This is a genomic window from Methanoregula sp. (genome assembly GCF_041645475.1).
GTDB lineage: Archaea > Halobacteriota > Methanomicrobia > Methanomicrobiales > Methanospirillaceae > Methanoregula.
Genome location: NZ_JBAZQA010000004.1, coordinates 159,028 through 174,045 on the forward strand (window position 1 = coordinate 159,028; position 15,018 = coordinate 174,045).

General features: G+C 55.4%; 14 protein-coding genes. 9 read left to right on the forward strand and 5 right to left on the reverse strand.

Annotated elements, in window-relative coordinates:
• Positions 1-155 precede the first annotated feature (155 nt).
• Entirely contained in the window at positions 156-1,004 is an 849-nt protein-coding gene (locus WC598_RS05670) for a hypothetical protein (protein ID WP_372960510.1), read from the forward strand.
• A gap of 48 nt (positions 1,005-1,052) precedes the next feature.
• Here WC598_RS05670 and WC598_RS05675 read toward each other — a convergent pair whose 3' ends face one another.
• Positions 1,053-1,799: a class I SAM-dependent methyltransferase gene (locus WC598_RS05675; protein WP_372960511.1), complete on the reverse strand. Its 747-nt coding sequence runs from the start codon at positions 1,797-1,799 to the stop codon at positions 1,053-1,055.
• Between the two features lie 187 nt (positions 1,800-1,986).
• Here WC598_RS05675 and WC598_RS05680 point away from each other — a divergent pair, with 187 nt between their 5' ends.
• Positions 1,987-2,226, forward strand: coding sequence for a hypothetical protein (locus tag WC598_RS05680; RefSeq protein ID WP_372960512.1), 240 nt, complete (start codon positions 1,987-1,989; stop codon positions 2,224-2,226).
• Between the two features lie 125 nt (positions 2,227-2,351).
• Here the strand turns inward: WC598_RS05680 and WC598_RS05685 are convergent, their stop codons facing one another.
• The gene (locus WC598_RS05685; protein ID WP_372960513.1) at positions 2,352-3,383 is read right to left on the reverse strand and encodes an ATP-grasp domain-containing protein; all 1,032 of its coding nucleotides are present in this window, start codon (positions 3,381-3,383) and stop codon (positions 2,352-2,354) included.
• A 504-nt stretch (positions 3,384-3,887) separates the two neighbouring features.
• Here WC598_RS05685 and WC598_RS05690 point away from each other — a divergent pair.
• The 3 genes from WC598_RS05690 (at position 3,888) to WC598_RS05700 (ending at position 8,035) form a co-directional block, all read left to right on the forward strand.
• The gene (locus WC598_RS05690) at positions 3,888-5,504 is read left to right on the forward strand and encodes a hypothetical protein (protein WP_372960514.1); all 1,617 of its coding nucleotides are present in this window, start codon (positions 3,888-3,890) and stop codon (positions 5,502-5,504) included.
• A 235-nt stretch (positions 5,505-5,739) separates the two neighbouring features.
• Positions 5,740-6,168: a zinc ribbon domain-containing protein gene (locus WC598_RS05695; protein WP_372960515.1), complete on the forward strand. Its 429-nt coding sequence runs from the start codon at positions 5,740-5,742 to the stop codon at positions 6,166-6,168.
• 490 nt (positions 6,169-6,658) lie between these two features.
• Entirely contained in the window at positions 6,659-8,035 is a 1,377-nt protein-coding gene (locus WC598_RS05700) for an MFS transporter (protein WP_372960516.1), read from the forward strand.
• Between the two features lie 86 nt (positions 8,036-8,121).
• Here the strand turns inward: WC598_RS05700 and WC598_RS05705 are convergent, their stop codons facing one another.
• Entirely contained in the window at positions 8,122-8,913 is a 792-nt protein-coding gene (locus tag WC598_RS05705; protein ID WP_372960517.1) for a winged helix-turn-helix domain-containing protein, read from the reverse strand.
• Between the two features lie 74 nt (positions 8,914-8,987).
• On the opposite strand from WC598_RS05705, the gene WC598_RS05710 reads away from it, so the two are divergent.
• Both WC598_RS05710 and WC598_RS05715 read left to right on the forward strand, forming a co-directional pair.
• Positions 8,988-9,434 carry a DUF3795 domain-containing protein gene (locus WC598_RS05710; protein ID WP_372960518.1) on the forward strand — a complete coding sequence of 149 codons (447 nt, stop codon included), beginning with the start codon at positions 8,988-8,990 and terminating at the stop codon, positions 9,432-9,434.
• Positions 9,435-9,526: 92 nt separating this feature from the next.
• On the forward strand, positions 9,527-9,823 hold the full coding sequence (locus tag WC598_RS05715; protein WP_372960519.1) for a DUF3795 domain-containing protein: 297 nt from the start codon (positions 9,527-9,529) through the stop codon (positions 9,821-9,823).
• A gap of 372 nt (positions 9,824-10,195) precedes the next feature.
• Here the strand turns inward: WC598_RS05715 and WC598_RS05720 are convergent, their stop codons facing one another.
• Positions 10,196-11,281 (reverse strand): phosphatidylserine/phosphatidylglycerophosphate/cardiolipin synthase family protein, encoded by a 1,086-nt coding sequence (locus WC598_RS05720; protein WP_372960520.1) that lies wholly within the window; start codon positions 11,279-11,281, stop codon positions 10,196-10,198.
• A gap of 175 nt (positions 11,282-11,456) precedes the next feature.
• The gene (locus tag WC598_RS05725; protein WP_372960521.1) at positions 11,457-11,867 is read right to left on the reverse strand and encodes a DUF4440 domain-containing protein; all 411 of its coding nucleotides are present in this window, start codon (positions 11,865-11,867) and stop codon (positions 11,457-11,459) included.
• A gap of 227 nt (positions 11,868-12,094) precedes the next feature.
• Between WC598_RS05725 and WC598_RS05730 the strand changes: the two genes are divergently transcribed.
• Positions 12,095-13,321: an amidohydrolase family protein gene (locus WC598_RS05730; protein WP_372960522.1), complete on the forward strand. Its 1,227-nt coding sequence runs from the start codon at positions 12,095-12,097 to the stop codon at positions 13,319-13,321.
• A gap of 61 nt (positions 13,322-13,382) precedes the next feature.
• A complete protein-coding gene (locus tag WC598_RS05735) occupies positions 13,383-14,624 on the forward strand; it encodes a threonine/serine exporter ThrE family protein (RefSeq protein ID WP_372960523.1) in 1,242 nt (413 codons plus the stop codon).
• The last annotated feature ends 394 nt before the right edge of the window (positions 14,625-15,018 follow it).

Here is a 15,018-nt window from a genome sequence, read left to right on the forward strand (position 1 = left end):
CTGTCCGGAGATTTCAGGATCGCGGTCGGTGCTGATAATCAGGACGCTCCAGAAAATCAAAAAAATCAGCAGCCGGGGGCCTCTCCCGTAAGGAGATACATTAACATCCGATAAATTACATAAAAGCAACAAAATGAAAATGCCGGGGAATCCCCATGATCCCAAAATATTACATCATCATCGCTGCTGCGTGTATCGTCCTGCTGTTTCTGGCAGATCCTGCCTCCGCAACACCGATCCCTGTCATCATCAGGGGTTCTGTTGTTGAGATGAATGAGAGCGCCCACACCGTGACCCTCCGTGCGGATTGTGAACGCTATTCGTGCCGGTATAATGTCACCGGGCTTTTTGTGGGCCGCGTGCCCAACAGGGAGATTTTTTCCCGGGTAAAACCGGGCGAGGTTGTTGAAGCGGTCTTCAAAGACTGGATCTTCCAGATCACCGACCCGTCTTCGGGATATATCGTCCCCTCCAGAGACACACACAATATCCGCCAGTGGTACACCATACAGAGCCTTGCACACGGGGACAACGGAACCCTTGTCAGCACGGAGCTGTTCGGCGATCCCGGGTATGTGGATACACCCCTCGATGCGGGCTACCGGGTGGACTACCGGCTCTCCGGGTCTGCACCGCACGCTTATGATTACGCTACATTTCCGAGGGACACCCTTGCAAATACGTCCGTGAGGAAGGATGCGGAATTCAGCAGGTCGGTCGTTCTTGCCACGGGAAAGGTTTGCCGTTATTCCGATACCCGCGACAACACAACGATAACGATCCAGTTTATCGGGGGGTACGATGCCGGCGGTATGGAGGGGAAAGCCTGCCCCTGTGCAGATTATCACATCCGCGTACTCTCAGAGAAAGACAGGACTCCCCTTGCCATGGGTCGGGAGGAGGAATCCGCAGCCCCTCACAAGTCCCCGAGCGGTCCACTGTTGCCCGTTCTCGTTGCCGGTGCGATGATACTTGTTGCCGGCTTCCGGAGGATGCAGGAGTAAGTCCGTGCACGGAGGGAGGTTTCCGCCAGGAAAATCCCCCGTTCGCCTTTACGGATTCTGCATCACGAAGAACGTATACCCGTAATAGCGCTTGTACTGCCGGTACATGTCCGCCTCGTGTTCCAGTGCATCGAGGAGGGCGGCGTTGCCGGGATCCGATCCGTGCGTTTTCCGGAGTTCCGCGATCCGGGCAAGCATCGGGACATGGTAGTTATCCCACCACCCGGCTTCCGGCAGCCGGTATGTTGCGACGAGCCGGAGCCCGGCCCACCTGACCCGCTCCTTCATCTCCTCTTCGGGTACGGGGACGTATCCCACGCTCTCCCACCATTTCATGAGCTCTTCCGGGGGATTTGCTTCGAACCAGTCGGCATCGGACACGACCATGTACCCGCCCTTTTTCAGGAGGGGCTTCCAGAGGTTGAGACCCTGCTCGAACCCGACAATGAAGATGGCCCCTTCGGACCAGATGAGATCGAACGATCCTTTGTCAAAGGGCAGGGTGTCCATGGAGGCACAGACCGTTTTGACCCGGTGTGTCATGCCGGCCTGTTCTGTCCATGTATCGATCGCGTCCAGGAACGGCTGGTGGTTGTCGACAGCAGTGATCGTGCCGGTCGTGAGCTTTGCGAGATCCCGTGTCTGCGTGCCGCTCCCGCATCCCACGTCAAGAATGGCAGCATCTCCGGGGAGAGGGGGAATAAATGAGAACACTTTCTTTGTCGCACCTGCACAGCCCGGCCCCTGGCGGGGAAGAGACTCGAAAATCTGGTAAAAAAACGGTGGTAATGACATGATGTTCAAAAGGTTATGGAACGGAGGTTTGAGTGCTTTGTGGTCGAAGTGGCAGGGAGACGACGGTACTTGTGCAGGGGATGACGGATGCCCGCACGGGAAAAAACGGAAAAAAGAGAGACAGGAAAATATTCCTGTTCCCGTGGCATCTCACCGGGTTTTTGGATTGAGGGGGAGTCGGAAATGCATGATGATTTCGTTGCTCTGGAGGAGGGAGCCTGCCGGCACCTCAGGGAAAATGACGGCAGTCCCATGGAAGGGTTCCCATAATGCCGAAAGCGACCGGGGCGTTGCGGGCTGCCCGGAAGAGCAGCGGGAGGTGGCTTTCCTGATCCCGGATTTCACCCGGTCATGGTCTGCGTTCACGGTCACTCATTCCAGCCCGGGTCTTCCCGGATCTGATCACGAGGTTGGTGCGGGGGAATAAAAAGGACGGGATATTGGAAAATAACGCGGGAGATTATTCCACACGGCCGGTTGCAGTCACATCTGCCCGGATTCTGGGATGCTACCGGGCACGCAGGTCTTGTCATCCCTTCGGCCCGGTGTCGTTCACTCCAGGGGTTTGTTGACGGATCCCGATCCGGGTGCGGGAAGCACCGAAGATCGCTTGAACCCTTCGGGATCACAATAGGCTTCAACCACCAGGTCTGCCTTGCGGTGAGTGGCATCGCCCGCGACAGGACAGGGAGGCGTTCCCCCATGCATCCATGCCATGGTATTGAGCAGGAGCGGGCCTTTTCCGGTCATCATGATCCGCGTACTGGCAGCCCCGTACCGGATCCGGAGCGCTTCAAGGGCACTGACCGTATACCGGATCACCTCGGTCTGTTCCTCATCCGGCGTGTCCTGCTCCCGGGCCCGGTCTCCCGTATGGCTGGCGGGCACGTCATTCCTGCACGTACGAATCCCGGCCAGGCGGTGTTTCCCGTCACGGGAGACCGTGTCCACGCAATATTCTGTCCCGACCAGGCACTCCTCGACCAGCACCGCGGCATTTTTCTCCCCGTTCTCATGCATTGTCGTAAGGAGTTTCCGGAATGCCTGGAGCACTTCTTGTTCTGAAGTGCAGTATAGGATTTCCATTCCCGATGCACAGTTCGCCGGTTTTATGACAATCTCCCCAAACCTGCGGGACCTGTACCATGCAAGGAGATCGATCTCGTCGGAGGCAAGTATGAACTCCTTTGTCGGGACGCCCGCATCGATTAAGGTCTGCTGCATCTGGAACTTGTTGAACCTTGCAGCGGATCGCCGCGTCCCGTTCGTGCAGAGGTTCATGCGTTCGCTCAGGGTGTCTGCAAGCAGGAGCCCCGTCCCGCTCCCGGGAATGATACCTATCACGGCATAGTCGTCAAGTTCGCGGAGGACCGCGCCGGGATCGCCGGTAAACACAATCGTTTTCTCGAACAGGGCTTCCTGCAGGCCGGCGTTGCCGGAATGCCGCTGCAGGTCCTCTGTCTGGAGCTCTTTAGTGCTGAGTACCCCGATGCAGGAGATCCCCTGTGCCCGGAATCGGGACGTGAGAAGCCGGCCCGTGACGGTAAAACCGTCAACGATGACAACTGCTCCCGGCTTGTTCATGCAACCCCACCGGCACCTTCCCGGGGGGGGATCCGGGATTTGCGGGGCATGGGGCAGGAACCCGCCCGGAGCCGCTCACCGGGGGGACCATGTCCACACGCTCTTTGCACCCTGCTGGGACAACCGGTACTCCCCGCGTTGTTGCGCTCCGGGGCTGGCGGGGGACGATTAAGCCGGCGCAGTCCGGGGTTTGAAGAAGATATATGCCGGGGAGGCGGGGTTTTGCAGGAAAACCTGAGGCGTTTCTGATAATGTCCGGTGTCATCCGGCGGCCGGGTTTTCCGGTGATGGAGATCCCTGTTTTTCCCTCAGGTCCAAAGCAATTGATCTGCATGAAAATTCTCCTTGATCGGTTGTTGCAGAGACTGGTTTCATACACGCGGGTATAAGGGGCAGGAAGTTGGAAAAAAAGGGGATGATTTTTTCCATTCCCTAAGGAACGGAGCAGCCGCAGGCGGGCAAAAAACGAATTTAAATAGTTCTCTCCTGAACTAGTACGTACCAATGTACCCGGACCCGATTATGTTCCAGCGGATGGTGGAAGAGGAGAACCTCTCCGGCGCCGGCAGGCAGACCCTCCTTGCCCTGTATGACGGCCCCCTCCGCCTCCGCCAGATCCTGGATATGGTCAATACCCCGGGGTGCGGAACCGGAGGAAAGAACATCACCGAATCCGCACTCCGCAAACGCCTCGACGTCCTGATCTCCCGGGGCATACTTGCACGGGCAGGCAGCGAACGCACCAATCCCTACTACTACATCCGCCGCCCGTGGATCTTCAACAAGTACGTCCTTGTCCGGTGCCGGGACAAGCCGGGCAAGGAACTCCTTGAATTAACCATCCTCCTCCACGAGATCTCCCAGATGGCAGCCGGGGGGGATGCCCTGCTCCCCCAGCCGAGGTTTATTTCTGCCGTTGGCGAGCGAACCGAGCGCAGCCACCAGGTAGAAGACGATTTTGCCGCCTTCCAGAAACTCCTGGGTAACAAGACTGCCATCGGAGACTGCCTTGAGACTATCTACGAGGATATCTACGAGGGGAAGGTGCCGGCAAGCGATATCGATGCCCTGGTTGCCCGGGACTTCCTCCGGTTCGTGGCAACAGCCCCGGATGAGGAGCGGGAGATTCAGCTGTGCTTCTGGTATGCGGCCTTCTTCCATATTCTCGACCGGTACCCGGAGGCCTTCAGGGCATTCCGCAGGGGAGTGGCTCTTGCCGGGGAGCAGGGACTCGATCTACCTGCGATCCTGTCAGGCCAGAGAATCTCGGAAGGGCACATCCTCCTGGACCTCAATGATTTTGCAGGGGCAAAAGAGGCGTTCCTAAAAGACGGCCAGATGAAAGGAGCAACCCCTTTTGCAAAAGCGAAAAGCCTGTTCGGCGCCGGCGAGGCGGAACTCCTCATGGGGGACGCGGACTTGTTGTTTGTCCAGGGGCGCTTCAGGCAGGCGCTGGCGCTCTGCACCTCCGCAGATCCCGCAATTAAGGATCCTGATGTAATGGAACTCCGGTCAGACATCATTCGCCGGATTGGCTCAGTCCACCGGGTGATCGGGAAATTCGATGAGGCTGAGGCATGTTATGAAGAAGCAGAACGGGTTTCCGGCAGCAGCATTTCCCGGAGTCTTGTCATGCTCCTTCCCGAGAGGGGGGAACTCATGCGGGCACGTGCATTTGCTGCACCTCCCGATGCGGCAGGGGAATATCTTGCCGGGGCGGAGAAGAGATTCGAAGAGGCAAAAGCTGCATCCCAGCGGATCCGGAATATCACCTGGTTTGCAGGCTGCCTTGTCGGGGAATGCGAGCTGGCTCGTATTGCTTACGAGCGGTTTGACAAACCCCTCCCGAAAAACCTGACCGCAAAATATGCAAATGCGTTTGAGATCTATTGTCAGATCTCATCCCGGTGGGGCATTGTCCAGACATTTATTTCCGAAGCGCTCCTCTATCATGCCGCTTCCGATGTGCTCCCGGATATGTATGCCATCACGGCCGATAAGCTGGCGCAGGCAGAGGTCTTTGGCAGGGAACTCGGGCTCAAACGGGAACTTGCGCTTATCAGGCAGCTCAAAACCGGGGGGAAAACCGAACCTGAACTCAACCCGCTCACCTTTCTCTGATATCGAGATTTGAAATTTGTGATGCGAGGTTTTGGGCTAAGATTGGTCTAAAAAATCCCTATCTGTTATAGTTTCATATTTGCCAAAATCTGAATTACATTTCGGCTCCATTAGAGTGCTTTATTGCATTCTATAAAATTAAAGGTCGCTCAAAATCCGTTTTGATGACAAATCACTAGAACGGAAGATACAACATCATTTTACCATTATATACATCAAATATCCATGTAATTTTATGATATGTCCAAAATGTGGTACCAGATTACCAAAGGATGCTGTAAAATGTCATTTTTGTGGATATGAATTTATTGAAAATTCGCATCAATGTCCAATATTAGGAGTGCAAAATGCCAATTCCGAAGATCCTAAATGGAGAATAACTTCTTATCAATCTGCTCAAATCAGCATGTTATCTGTAATAATGGCAGCCTTTGCTTTTGTTTTTGCATCATCCAGCGTATTATCGGAAGCAACATTTCCAAAATATAGTATTACTATTAAAAATGTAACAACATCATATCCTACACTTTTTACCGTTCAAGGATTTAGTTTTCCAGTCATACTAATACCATTTTTATTCTCCATTTTTGTTTTGGCGGTCATATTTGGGGTTTTTCTCTTTTTAACACGCAGGGATGAAGTGCATTATGAAAAGGAAAAATAAATAGACACAATATCAAAAATTATAATTTTTCTTTATAACCCAACATTGAATTTCCTTTCCCTTCGCAATCTTTGGGCTATATTCTCTCTCTAAATTTGTCGAGTATATTCTCGTTGTGCTTCTCGCGGGTCTTGATGATTCTTGATTGTTTCAAATGTAGCAATCCATTGATTTATTTTAGGTGTACTTTTTGATGCCATAATGAAAATTCTTGTAGCCAACTTCCAGAAATTGGATTTTCAAAAATTTGAACTCCAATTTTCATATTTCTGAATAAATCATTCGATTCCGTATTATTCTGAAATTAGCGGGCATTCAGAACCGATTCTAACCCCTAAAATGAATGCAATACGAATACTAAATATTGAGATTTGGCAGCCCGCATCCGTCAATAGCAGGTGGGTGCGAAGGATTCTTCCGGGTTCATAACCCGCCCAATGCAGAAAAGATCCATACCCTCATCATTCTTCAGATGCAATATCTCTTTTACATGAACGAGGACAAAGAGAAGCACATTCTTCTGCTCGTTGCCTCCCTGGCATCCTTCCTCGTCCCGTATACCGTCTCGTCCTTAAACGTAGCCCTCCCCGCCATCAGCGCCGCGTTTGGCCTCGATGCCGTAATGCTCGGCTGGGTAACGTCGGCGTACCTGCTCACGGCTGCGATCTTCATCGTGCCGTTCGGCAAACTGGCCGACATGTACGGGAGGAAACGGTTCTTCATCCTCGGAAACATCCTCTTCGCAGCAGGATCGCTCCTTGCAGCCCTCTCGTGGTCCGGCCAGGTCATCATCATCGCCCGGATCATCCAGGCACTCGGGGGAGCAATGGTCTTCTCCACCTCGATTGCGATAGTCACCACCGTCTTTCCCCCGGGCGAGCGGGGAAAAGCCATCGGGATCATCACCGCTACCGTGTACGCCGGCCTCTCGCTTGGGCCCTTCATCGGCGGGATCCTCACCCAGAACATCGGCTGGCAGAGCATCTTCCTTGTCAATGTTCCTCTCGCAGTCCTGGTGATCATCCTCACCCTGCTCTTTATTCCCGGTGAATGGGCGGAGACCGGAGACCGGCGTTTCGATCTGGCCGGGGCAGGACTGTACGGCGTGATGCTGTTCGGCTGCATCTATGGCCTCACCCTGCTGCCGTCTGCCACCGGCATCCTCTGGATGGCGCTCGGCCTCATCGTCCTGCTCCTCTTCCTCTGGTGGGAGCAGCGCATTACGGCACCGATGGTAGACATCGCACTTTTCAGGTCGAACCCGGTCTTCCTCTTCTCCAACCTTGCAGCCCTGATCAACTATGCCGTGGTCTTTGCCGTAGGGTTCCTCTTAAGCCTGTACCTGCAGTTCAACCGGGGCATTGATCCCCAGACCGTCGGCCTCATCCTCATCGCCCAGCCGGTTGTCCAGGTGATCGTCTCCCCTGCCGCAGGTCACTTCTCGGACAGGATCGAACCCCGGATCCTTGCAACGGCCGGCATGGCCCTCACCACGGCCGGCCTCGGCATCCTGATGTTCCTCTCGCCTTCAACCCCGCTAATGGTCATCATCGCAGGGCTCGCCATCCTCGGCCTCGGGTACGGCCTCTTCTCGTCGCCGAACACGAATGCCATCATGAGTTCCGTGGAGATACGGCATCTCGGGCTGGCGTCCGGGATGGTCTCGACCATGAGAGCCATCGGCCAGATGCTCAGCCTTGCGATTGCGATGCTCGTCTTCTCCGCCATCATCGGGACGGTCCAAATATCGCCCGATGTTTATCCCCAGCTGCAGCAGAGCGTCAATATCGCATTTGGCGTCTTCTTCATCCTCGCACTCATCGGGATCGCTGCTTCGTATGCCCGGGGCACGGTCCGGGGCCGGTGAGACGGGAATTCCGTTCCCCCTCTTTTTGGATCAAAGGGAGATGATGAGGGGGAGAGCCATGCCGTTGCCGTTAACCGGCCTGCCGTTCAGCAGCAATAGAGATTTTTGACAAGAGTCATGACCGCCATCCCTTTTTCAGTAAGGCTGTAAAGCCCCGCCGGTTCGGTCTTGACGACAAGGCCGGCCTCGACCAGTCTTGTCACGTGGAAGAGGAGATGCCCGCCCTTGTAGCCGGTCAGGGCGCTCAGCTCCGAGTAGGACATGCTGCCGCTGAAGAGTGCCTTGAGCATGGCAAAGCGGACGGGGTGGGAGAGCGGTTCGATGAGGGTAGAGATGACCTGCCCGTCGGGCAGATCGGCAATGTACATATCCGGTTTCTTCTGGCGGAGCACCTGCCGCGTTGCCGAGAGCCTGCCAACGGCCTGCATCAGGGAGTCGCGCTCCTGACAATAGGTGTCGTAACAGGACCGGCAGGGAGGCCGGTCCAGTTCCGGGTAGCGGACGAGCAGCTCCTTATCCTGCTGTACCTGGGCTGAAAGGAACCGCTCCGCCTCATCCGGGTCCATGCGCTCGGCAGTGTCCTTGAGCCGGCAGAGAAAGAAGTCAATGCACTCCGACCGGTTGAAGAGCGAGCAGGGATCCGGGCAGACCGTATCGAACTCCCGCCTTGCAGTGGAGAGGATGAAATCGAGAAGGAGTCGCTGGTGGCTCTCTGCCATCTGCTGGCGCATGGACTCGATCCGCTCCTCGATGATGAGCCCCTGGAAGGACCGCAGCTCGGCAATGACCGCGTCGCTCGTCTGCCGCTGACCTGCCTGCAGTTCGCGGAGGGTCTTCTCGATCTGCACGATCCGTTCCTCGATCTCGTCCTTTCTCATGATGTGTATCCTGTGAGTATACTGGAATTACCTTATTTTATATTTTGTTTTTCTTCCCACGATCTGGTATGACCATGAAAAAGGCCACAGGCAGGGCATTGCCCAGAACCGATCAGCCGGATATCCGGGCATGCTGCGGGTTTCACTGCAGCAGTTGCCCATCGTATAAGATGAACGCCAGGACCGATGCCGACCGGAAGCGGGTGAGCGAAGGGTGGCAGAAACTCTACGGGCTTGCCATCCCGCCCGAAGCTCTCTGCTGCGACGGCTGCCTTGAGCCGGACGAGAACCACCCCCACCGTATCGGGGGTGCCTGCCCGACACGGACATGCGTGCTCGAAAAGAAGATAGCCCACTGCGGGGAGTGCAGTTCGTTTCCCTGCGAGGGGATGGAGAAGCATTTCCAGTCGGTAGAGACCGTAGTCCCCAAAGCAAAGGAGATCCTGACGCCGGAGGAGTACCGGGATTTTGTTGAGCCGTACCTGGCCAGGGAATTCCTCACCGAGCAGGCAGGGAAATAATCTTTTTTCTTGTCCTGGTCCGGCTTCCCGCAGGGTTACTTTCGCACCCCGCAGGCTCTTCTTTTATGCTGCCCGGGCCACAATCCGGAGGTATGACAAAGAAAATCGAGACTGTCTGCGGCTATTCCTGTACCGGATGCGAGCACCATGAGAAGGAGTGCCCTGGATGCGAGGCAACGAAGGGCAAGCCGTTCTGGACCGCGTTTGTGGACGCGGATGCCTGCCCCGTCTATTCCTGCTGCACCACGGAGCGCAAGCTTCCGCACTGCGGGAAGTGCCCCGACCTGGTATGCGAGCGGTTCACCCGTTTCAGGGACCCGGGTATGAGCGACGAACAGGTGAAGACCGGGCTTGCTGATATGGAGCGGGAGCTCCGGGCAAGAAAGTAACCGGCCCGGTTTCTTCCGGGCTGCCTTTTTTTAATTCACCTGCGGGAAAACAAGGGGGGGTCCCCACCAACCCCCCCTCCATTTTTTTTCACAACCGGGCGAACCCCCCTCCCTGACCCCGGGGGGGGTATGCTGACTACCCCCCCAACCATTCAGGCCCGGCAGTTCCTCTTACTCAATTGTGGGAACCATGCGATTCTTACGACCACGCCGGGGGACCACACGAAATGCCAGACAGGCGGTTGCACAAAAGGAGGTGTTACTCATAATTGAGGCGGGGGGTGCCCGGGGGACCACCCCCTCGTTTATTTTTTAAAACGATCGGACCCCCCCTGCATGGGGGTGGGGGGGTCAGCTGGAGGAGCGGGTTTTTTATTGGGGTGGGAATGGGATCGGTTCCGATCGTGTGTTCCAGTCATCCTCAAAGGTTGCCTGGATTTTCGAGAGAGTTGCGGGATCCGCAAGAAGGATCCCGAGTTCCCGGTCCGTATCCAGGTGCTGGGTCTCGAAGTTCTGGGACCCGGCAAAGGCCCGCTGCGCGACGGTGCCGTAATCGGCGATGAGCACCTTGGCATGGATGTAATATGAGGTCCCCTGCCGGATAGAGACCCCGCTACCGGCCAGCTGTTCAGCGGCCTTGAGCCGCTTCTTCCCGCCTTCGGCAGGATCGGCGATGAGGATACGGACCGATACGCCCCGCTTTGCCGCACGGCTCAGGTTCTCCACAACCAGCGGGTCCTCCAGATTCTCGTTGTAGATGATGATGTCCGAACGGGCACCTTCGATAAGCGACAGGATCGTTGCCCGGGCATGGTCCGGGCTCCAGACCAGGGTCGGGACATGATACGTTGCGGTCCGGTTGTTCCAGTCGGCATCGAAGACTTCCTCGATCTCCTCAACCTCCGTGAGGTTGTCGGTCCGGATGATGAAATCCCGGGTCGACGTGAAGGTGTCGGGTTTCAGGTTGCAGGTCATGATGAGCGAGTACTTCCCGTCGATGGTGAAGGTCTTCTGGTGGGTTTTGGGGAAGACCGCGGGGCCGGGCCGGGTGAGAACCCCGTACGCTTCCAGCTCCTGCATGCGGGGCAGGTTCCGGTCGGTCACATTGGATTCGGGATCCTTGCCCCCGTCATAGATGACCCGGACCGCAACCCCGCGAACCGAGGCGTTCTCGAGCGCTGCCATGGTCTTCTTGTCGTTCAGGTTGTAGATGGTGAGGTTGACGGACCGCTCGGCGGAGTTGATGGCGTCAAGGATGGGCCCCCTCCCGTTATCGGGTTCGATGAAGAGGGTGTACGGGGAGGAGGAGGATATGACCGGGGTTCCCGGTACTGCCGTGGGCGAGCGGGAGAAGAGCCCGGCAATTGCGGGGCTGGACCCGGATTCGGCTGCAAGGAATCCGAGGGATGCCAGTATGACAAGAAAGAGCAGGATGAGAACTCCATTTTTCTTCTGCATCGGGATCAGGAGAAGATGGACTGGCAGGGATATACAGGTAGCGGAACGGATCGGGAGGGGATTTTTTCCGGGGGAGTCACCTTGTGATTTCCGTTCCCATCCTCAGAACGGGAAAATAATTCTTTTTGCCTGCGGGGGAAGTTCAAGCCGCATCACAGTATCATTCGTATCCGGTCTATCCATGGTAGTGCGTTGCGGTCCACCGGCCCTCGATCTTCTGCCAGATCCACGTCTCGGTAAAGGATGAGGCTGTCGATTCCCCGGCTTTCGTCTCGGTCCGTCCTTCACCATACCCGATCCATAACGCGGACTCGGGGCCGAGTTCGATCGTCTCCGAATGCGAGATATGGAACTTCTGGGACTGCAAACGCTGGTATTTCTCGCGAAAGTGGGAGAGGAGCAAGTTTCGGGTGTAATGCATGTTGTCCTGGAAGAATACCGCATCCGGATCGGCTGTCAGGTACGAGAACGTCCTATCGGCATCTGCCTTTTCTGCTGCGGCAATTATCTCCTTCATGATTACCGTTATCTCCGCAACAACGGAACGGTGTCCCGCAGACTCATTGTTCCTGATATGCTCTCTCATAATGGGAGGTAGCTTCACGGGCATAAAGTATGTTCTTATTGTGGCGGAGCAGATTCCCGCAGAGAGGGGCCCAGAAACAGCGGCAATAGTTCCGACGATCTTTTCAAAGGCTATTTGTAGGAACCAGATCAAGAGGGGGTATACGTCACATCACTGGTGCTGTTCAGACAATCGGGTGTCAGGCAACTCCGGTACCGTTGTGAACCGGAAACAAAGGAGAGGGAACAGTGAAAACTATCATCAATAATGGCCAGGTCCTGAATGTCCACACGTCACAGTATGAGAAAAAGAACATTGTCATCGAATCCGACAAAATCACCGGCCTTGCGGATTCGCCCGTTACCGGCGAAAAAGGTGATGTGGTCATCGATGCCGCGGGAAAATATATTATCCCCGGTCTGATCGATGCACACGTGCATATCACCTCTGCGACCGTGGACCTTGCAACGCCTCAGTTGCCCATCACCTATACAACCTGCTGCGCAGCGAAAAACCTCGCTGATGCATTGCTCAGAGGGTTCACCACAATGCGGGATGTGGGCGGGGCCGACTTTGGACTCGCTATGGCAGTGAACAACGGGATGGTAAAAGGATCACGACTGTTTTATTGCGGGCGGGCCCTGAGCCAGACGGGGGGACACGGGGATTTCCGGGCAATGACCTATGATGGCGAGTATGGCGCACCCATGCAGTCATCGGCAACCACCATCGGCCAGATTGCTGACGGGGTCACCGAAGTGCGTCGAGCCTGCCGATCGGAACTTCGGAAAAATGCCTCCTTCATCAAGATCATGGCAGCCGGAGGAGTTGCGTCACCGGATGATCGTCTCACCGATACACAATTCAGCGGGGAGGAACTAACAGCCATTTATGAAGAGGCACAGGCCAAGAGCACCTACATTGCCGCCCATGTGCTCTCACCAAAAGCCATCCAGATATGCCTGAAGTATGGTGTCAGGAGCATTGAGCATGGCAACCTGCTCGATGAAGAGACTGCCGTGATGATGAAGGAGAAGGGAGCTTACCTGATCCCGACCATTATCACCTACGACGCGCTCGCAAGAAGGGGCGCCGATTACCAGTTCCCTGAAGAAAGTATCAAAAAGCTGGGCTCCGTGCGGGTACAGGCACTGGAGGCAGTTAAGATCGCCAGGAGACACGGGATAAAAATCGGTTTTGGGACCGATCTGCTGGGACCGCTCTGGGAAGAGCAGATCAATGAATTCACGCTGCGTTCCACGATTGAGAAGCCTATCGACACGATCATCTCGGCAACGAAGATCAATGCCGAAGTGCTGAACCAGTCCGGCAACCTGGGTGAGATATCCGAGCAGGCGTTTGCTGATATCCTTATCCTGGGAAAAGATCCCCTTAAGGAGATTACCGCAATCACGGACAACAGAAATATCCAGGTCATCATGAAGGCCGGAACGATCTATAAAAACACCCTGTAAGCAGACGTGCCCGACAATTACCATACTACGAGAGGTTCCAGATACCATTGAGGGAGAGATTATGCCGGATACTGACGGTGAAGAAGAATTAAAATTTGAATCTGCCTGCAGGTTCGTGATCCGTCTCGGGACGCTGACTCATGGCTATGGCCCCCATGCCAGACGCCTTGAGTCGTACCTCTCCCGCGTCACAACCGCTCTCGGGTACCGGGGGATTTTCTCATCTGCGCCAACCAGTCTCTCGTTTACTTTTATGAAGAGGGATGACGATCTCTGGCAGAAACAGCACCTGGTTCAGTTATCAGGAACCGGATTTGATCTGGCCAAACTCGCGAAAGTTGGCGAGCTGGTAAATGACGTTGAAGATGGCCGGGTCAGCCTTGATCGGGCAACCGAAATTCTCGATGAGATCGATGCAATGCCCCCGCCCTACCGGAGCTGGATGGTTGCCCTTGCCTTTGCCCTGTGCGGCGCAGGTTTTGCCGGGTTCCTCCAGGGAAGCTGGCTGGATATTCTGCTTGCAACCCTGTTCAGCCTGGTCATTTTTTTCATGGTGACGTACTCGGGACATTACTCGGGGCGGTTTGCCAACTGGACACCGTTTTTGTGCGCCCTGGTCGCGGGTGCGCTCTCGGCCCTGGCCGGCGTCCTGGTACCGGGGACAAATGTGTACCTCGTGACGCTCTCGGCTATCATTTACCTTATCCCGGGATTCTCCATCAGCGTAGGCGTCATAGAACTGACCACAAACCATTACATTTCCGGCATTGCCAACCTTGTCAACGGCCTGATCTGCCTGGCTCTCCTCTTTGCCGGGTCCTGGCTGGGAGTCACCCTGGTCGGGGTCCTCATGCCATCCCATACCGTGGCAGCAGGATCCATCAGTCCCGTCTGGGTCTGGCCGTTCGCCATGCTGCTGGCAGCAGGGCTTATCATCGCCTTCCAGACACCGCCACGGGATCTCTTCTGGGCTCTCGCGTGCTGTGCGGTTGCCTGTGCCGGGATTGTGCTGGGCATCCATATCCAGGGCAGCGATATGGGGAACTTCCTTGGAACGGCTCTTGCGATGATCTTTGCCAATATCTGGGCAGACAGGACCAACCGCCCCACGTCCATTGTCATTCTTCCCGCGTTCGTCTTCATGGTCAGCGGGAGTATCGGCTTCCGCGGGCTGGTGGCCATATCTGCCGGCAGCACGGCTCTCGGCATTTCTGAATTCACCCACATGTTTATCGTGGCAATAACCCTCGCAGTCGGTCTTGTTGTCGGGAACCTGGTTTACAAGCCAAAAATCTCGCTCTGAAAAGCCCACCGGTTTTCTGGTCGGTGCATCAGGATAGATCGGGAAGGTGTGATCGGGAATAGTTGTCCCGGCAGGCTCATTCCTGTTTTTTTCAGGAACAGATGTCGCAATCTGCGTCAGCCTTTTTTTATCGTAAAAACCGCTGCGGGCAAAACCCACATCGTGTTTGCACAAAAAAAGATCGCAATCAATCTCCGCAAAAAATCTTCAATCCCCCCCTCATCCCCTGCTCATATTTTTTTAATCAAGGTGCGGCTGAAAAAATATAACCGACCTTTCGCAGTAACATATCCGAGTTTTGAATAAAGTAATACTTAGAAATATATCTTAGTACAGCGATAATCAAAATGTGCCAGACATAACCGGATTAACCTCGCAGAATTTCACATCGAAG

Bases quoted from the DNA above. Each gene is read 5' to 3' on its own strand.
- WC598_RS05675 (WP_372960511.1), bottom strand. From the start codon at position 1,799: ATGTCATTACCACCGTTTTTTTACCAGATTTTCGAGTCTCTTCCCCGC.
- WC598_RS05705 (WP_372960517.1), bottom strand. From the start codon at position 8,913: ATGAGAAAGGACGAGATCGAGGAACGGATCGTGCAGATCGAGAAGACC.
- WC598_RS05725 (WP_372960521.1), bottom strand. From the start codon at position 11,867: ATGAGAGAGCATATCAGGAACAATGAGTCTGCGGGACACCGTTCCGTT.
- WC598_RS05700 (WP_372960516.1), top strand. From the start codon at position 6,659: ATGAACGAGGACAAAGAGAAGCACATTCTTCTGCTCGTTGCCTCCCTG.
- WC598_RS05680 (WP_372960512.1), top strand. From the start codon at position 1,987: ATGATGATTTCGTTGCTCTGGAGGAGGGAGCCTGCCGGCACCTCAGGG.
- WC598_RS05695 (WP_372960515.1), top strand. From the start codon at position 5,740: ATGATATGTCCAAAATGTGGTACCAGATTACCAAAGGATGCTGTAAAA.
- WC598_RS05670 (WP_372960510.1), top strand. From the start codon at position 156: ATGATCCCAAAATATTACATCATCATCGCTGCTGCGTGTATCGTCCTG.
- WC598_RS05690 (WP_372960514.1), top strand. From the start codon at position 3,888: ATGTACCCGGACCCGATTATGTTCCAGCGGATGGTGGAAGAGGAGAAC.
- WC598_RS05710 (WP_372960518.1), top strand. From the start codon at position 8,988: ATGAAAAAGGCCACAGGCAGGGCATTGCCCAGAACCGATCAGCCGGAT.
- WC598_RS05685 (WP_372960513.1), bottom strand. From the start codon at position 3,383: ATGAACAAGCCGGGAGCAGTTGTCATCGTTGACGGTTTTACCGTCACG.
- WC598_RS05735 (WP_372960523.1), top strand. From the start codon at position 13,383: ATGCCGGATACTGACGGTGAAGAAGAATTAAAATTTGAATCTGCCTGC.
- WC598_RS05715 (WP_372960519.1), top strand. From the start codon at position 9,527: ATGACAAAGAAAATCGAGACTGTCTGCGGCTATTCCTGTACCGGATGC.
- WC598_RS05720 (WP_372960520.1), bottom strand. From the start codon at position 11,281: ATGCAGAAGAAAAATGGAGTTCTCATCCTGCTCTTTCTTGTCATACTG.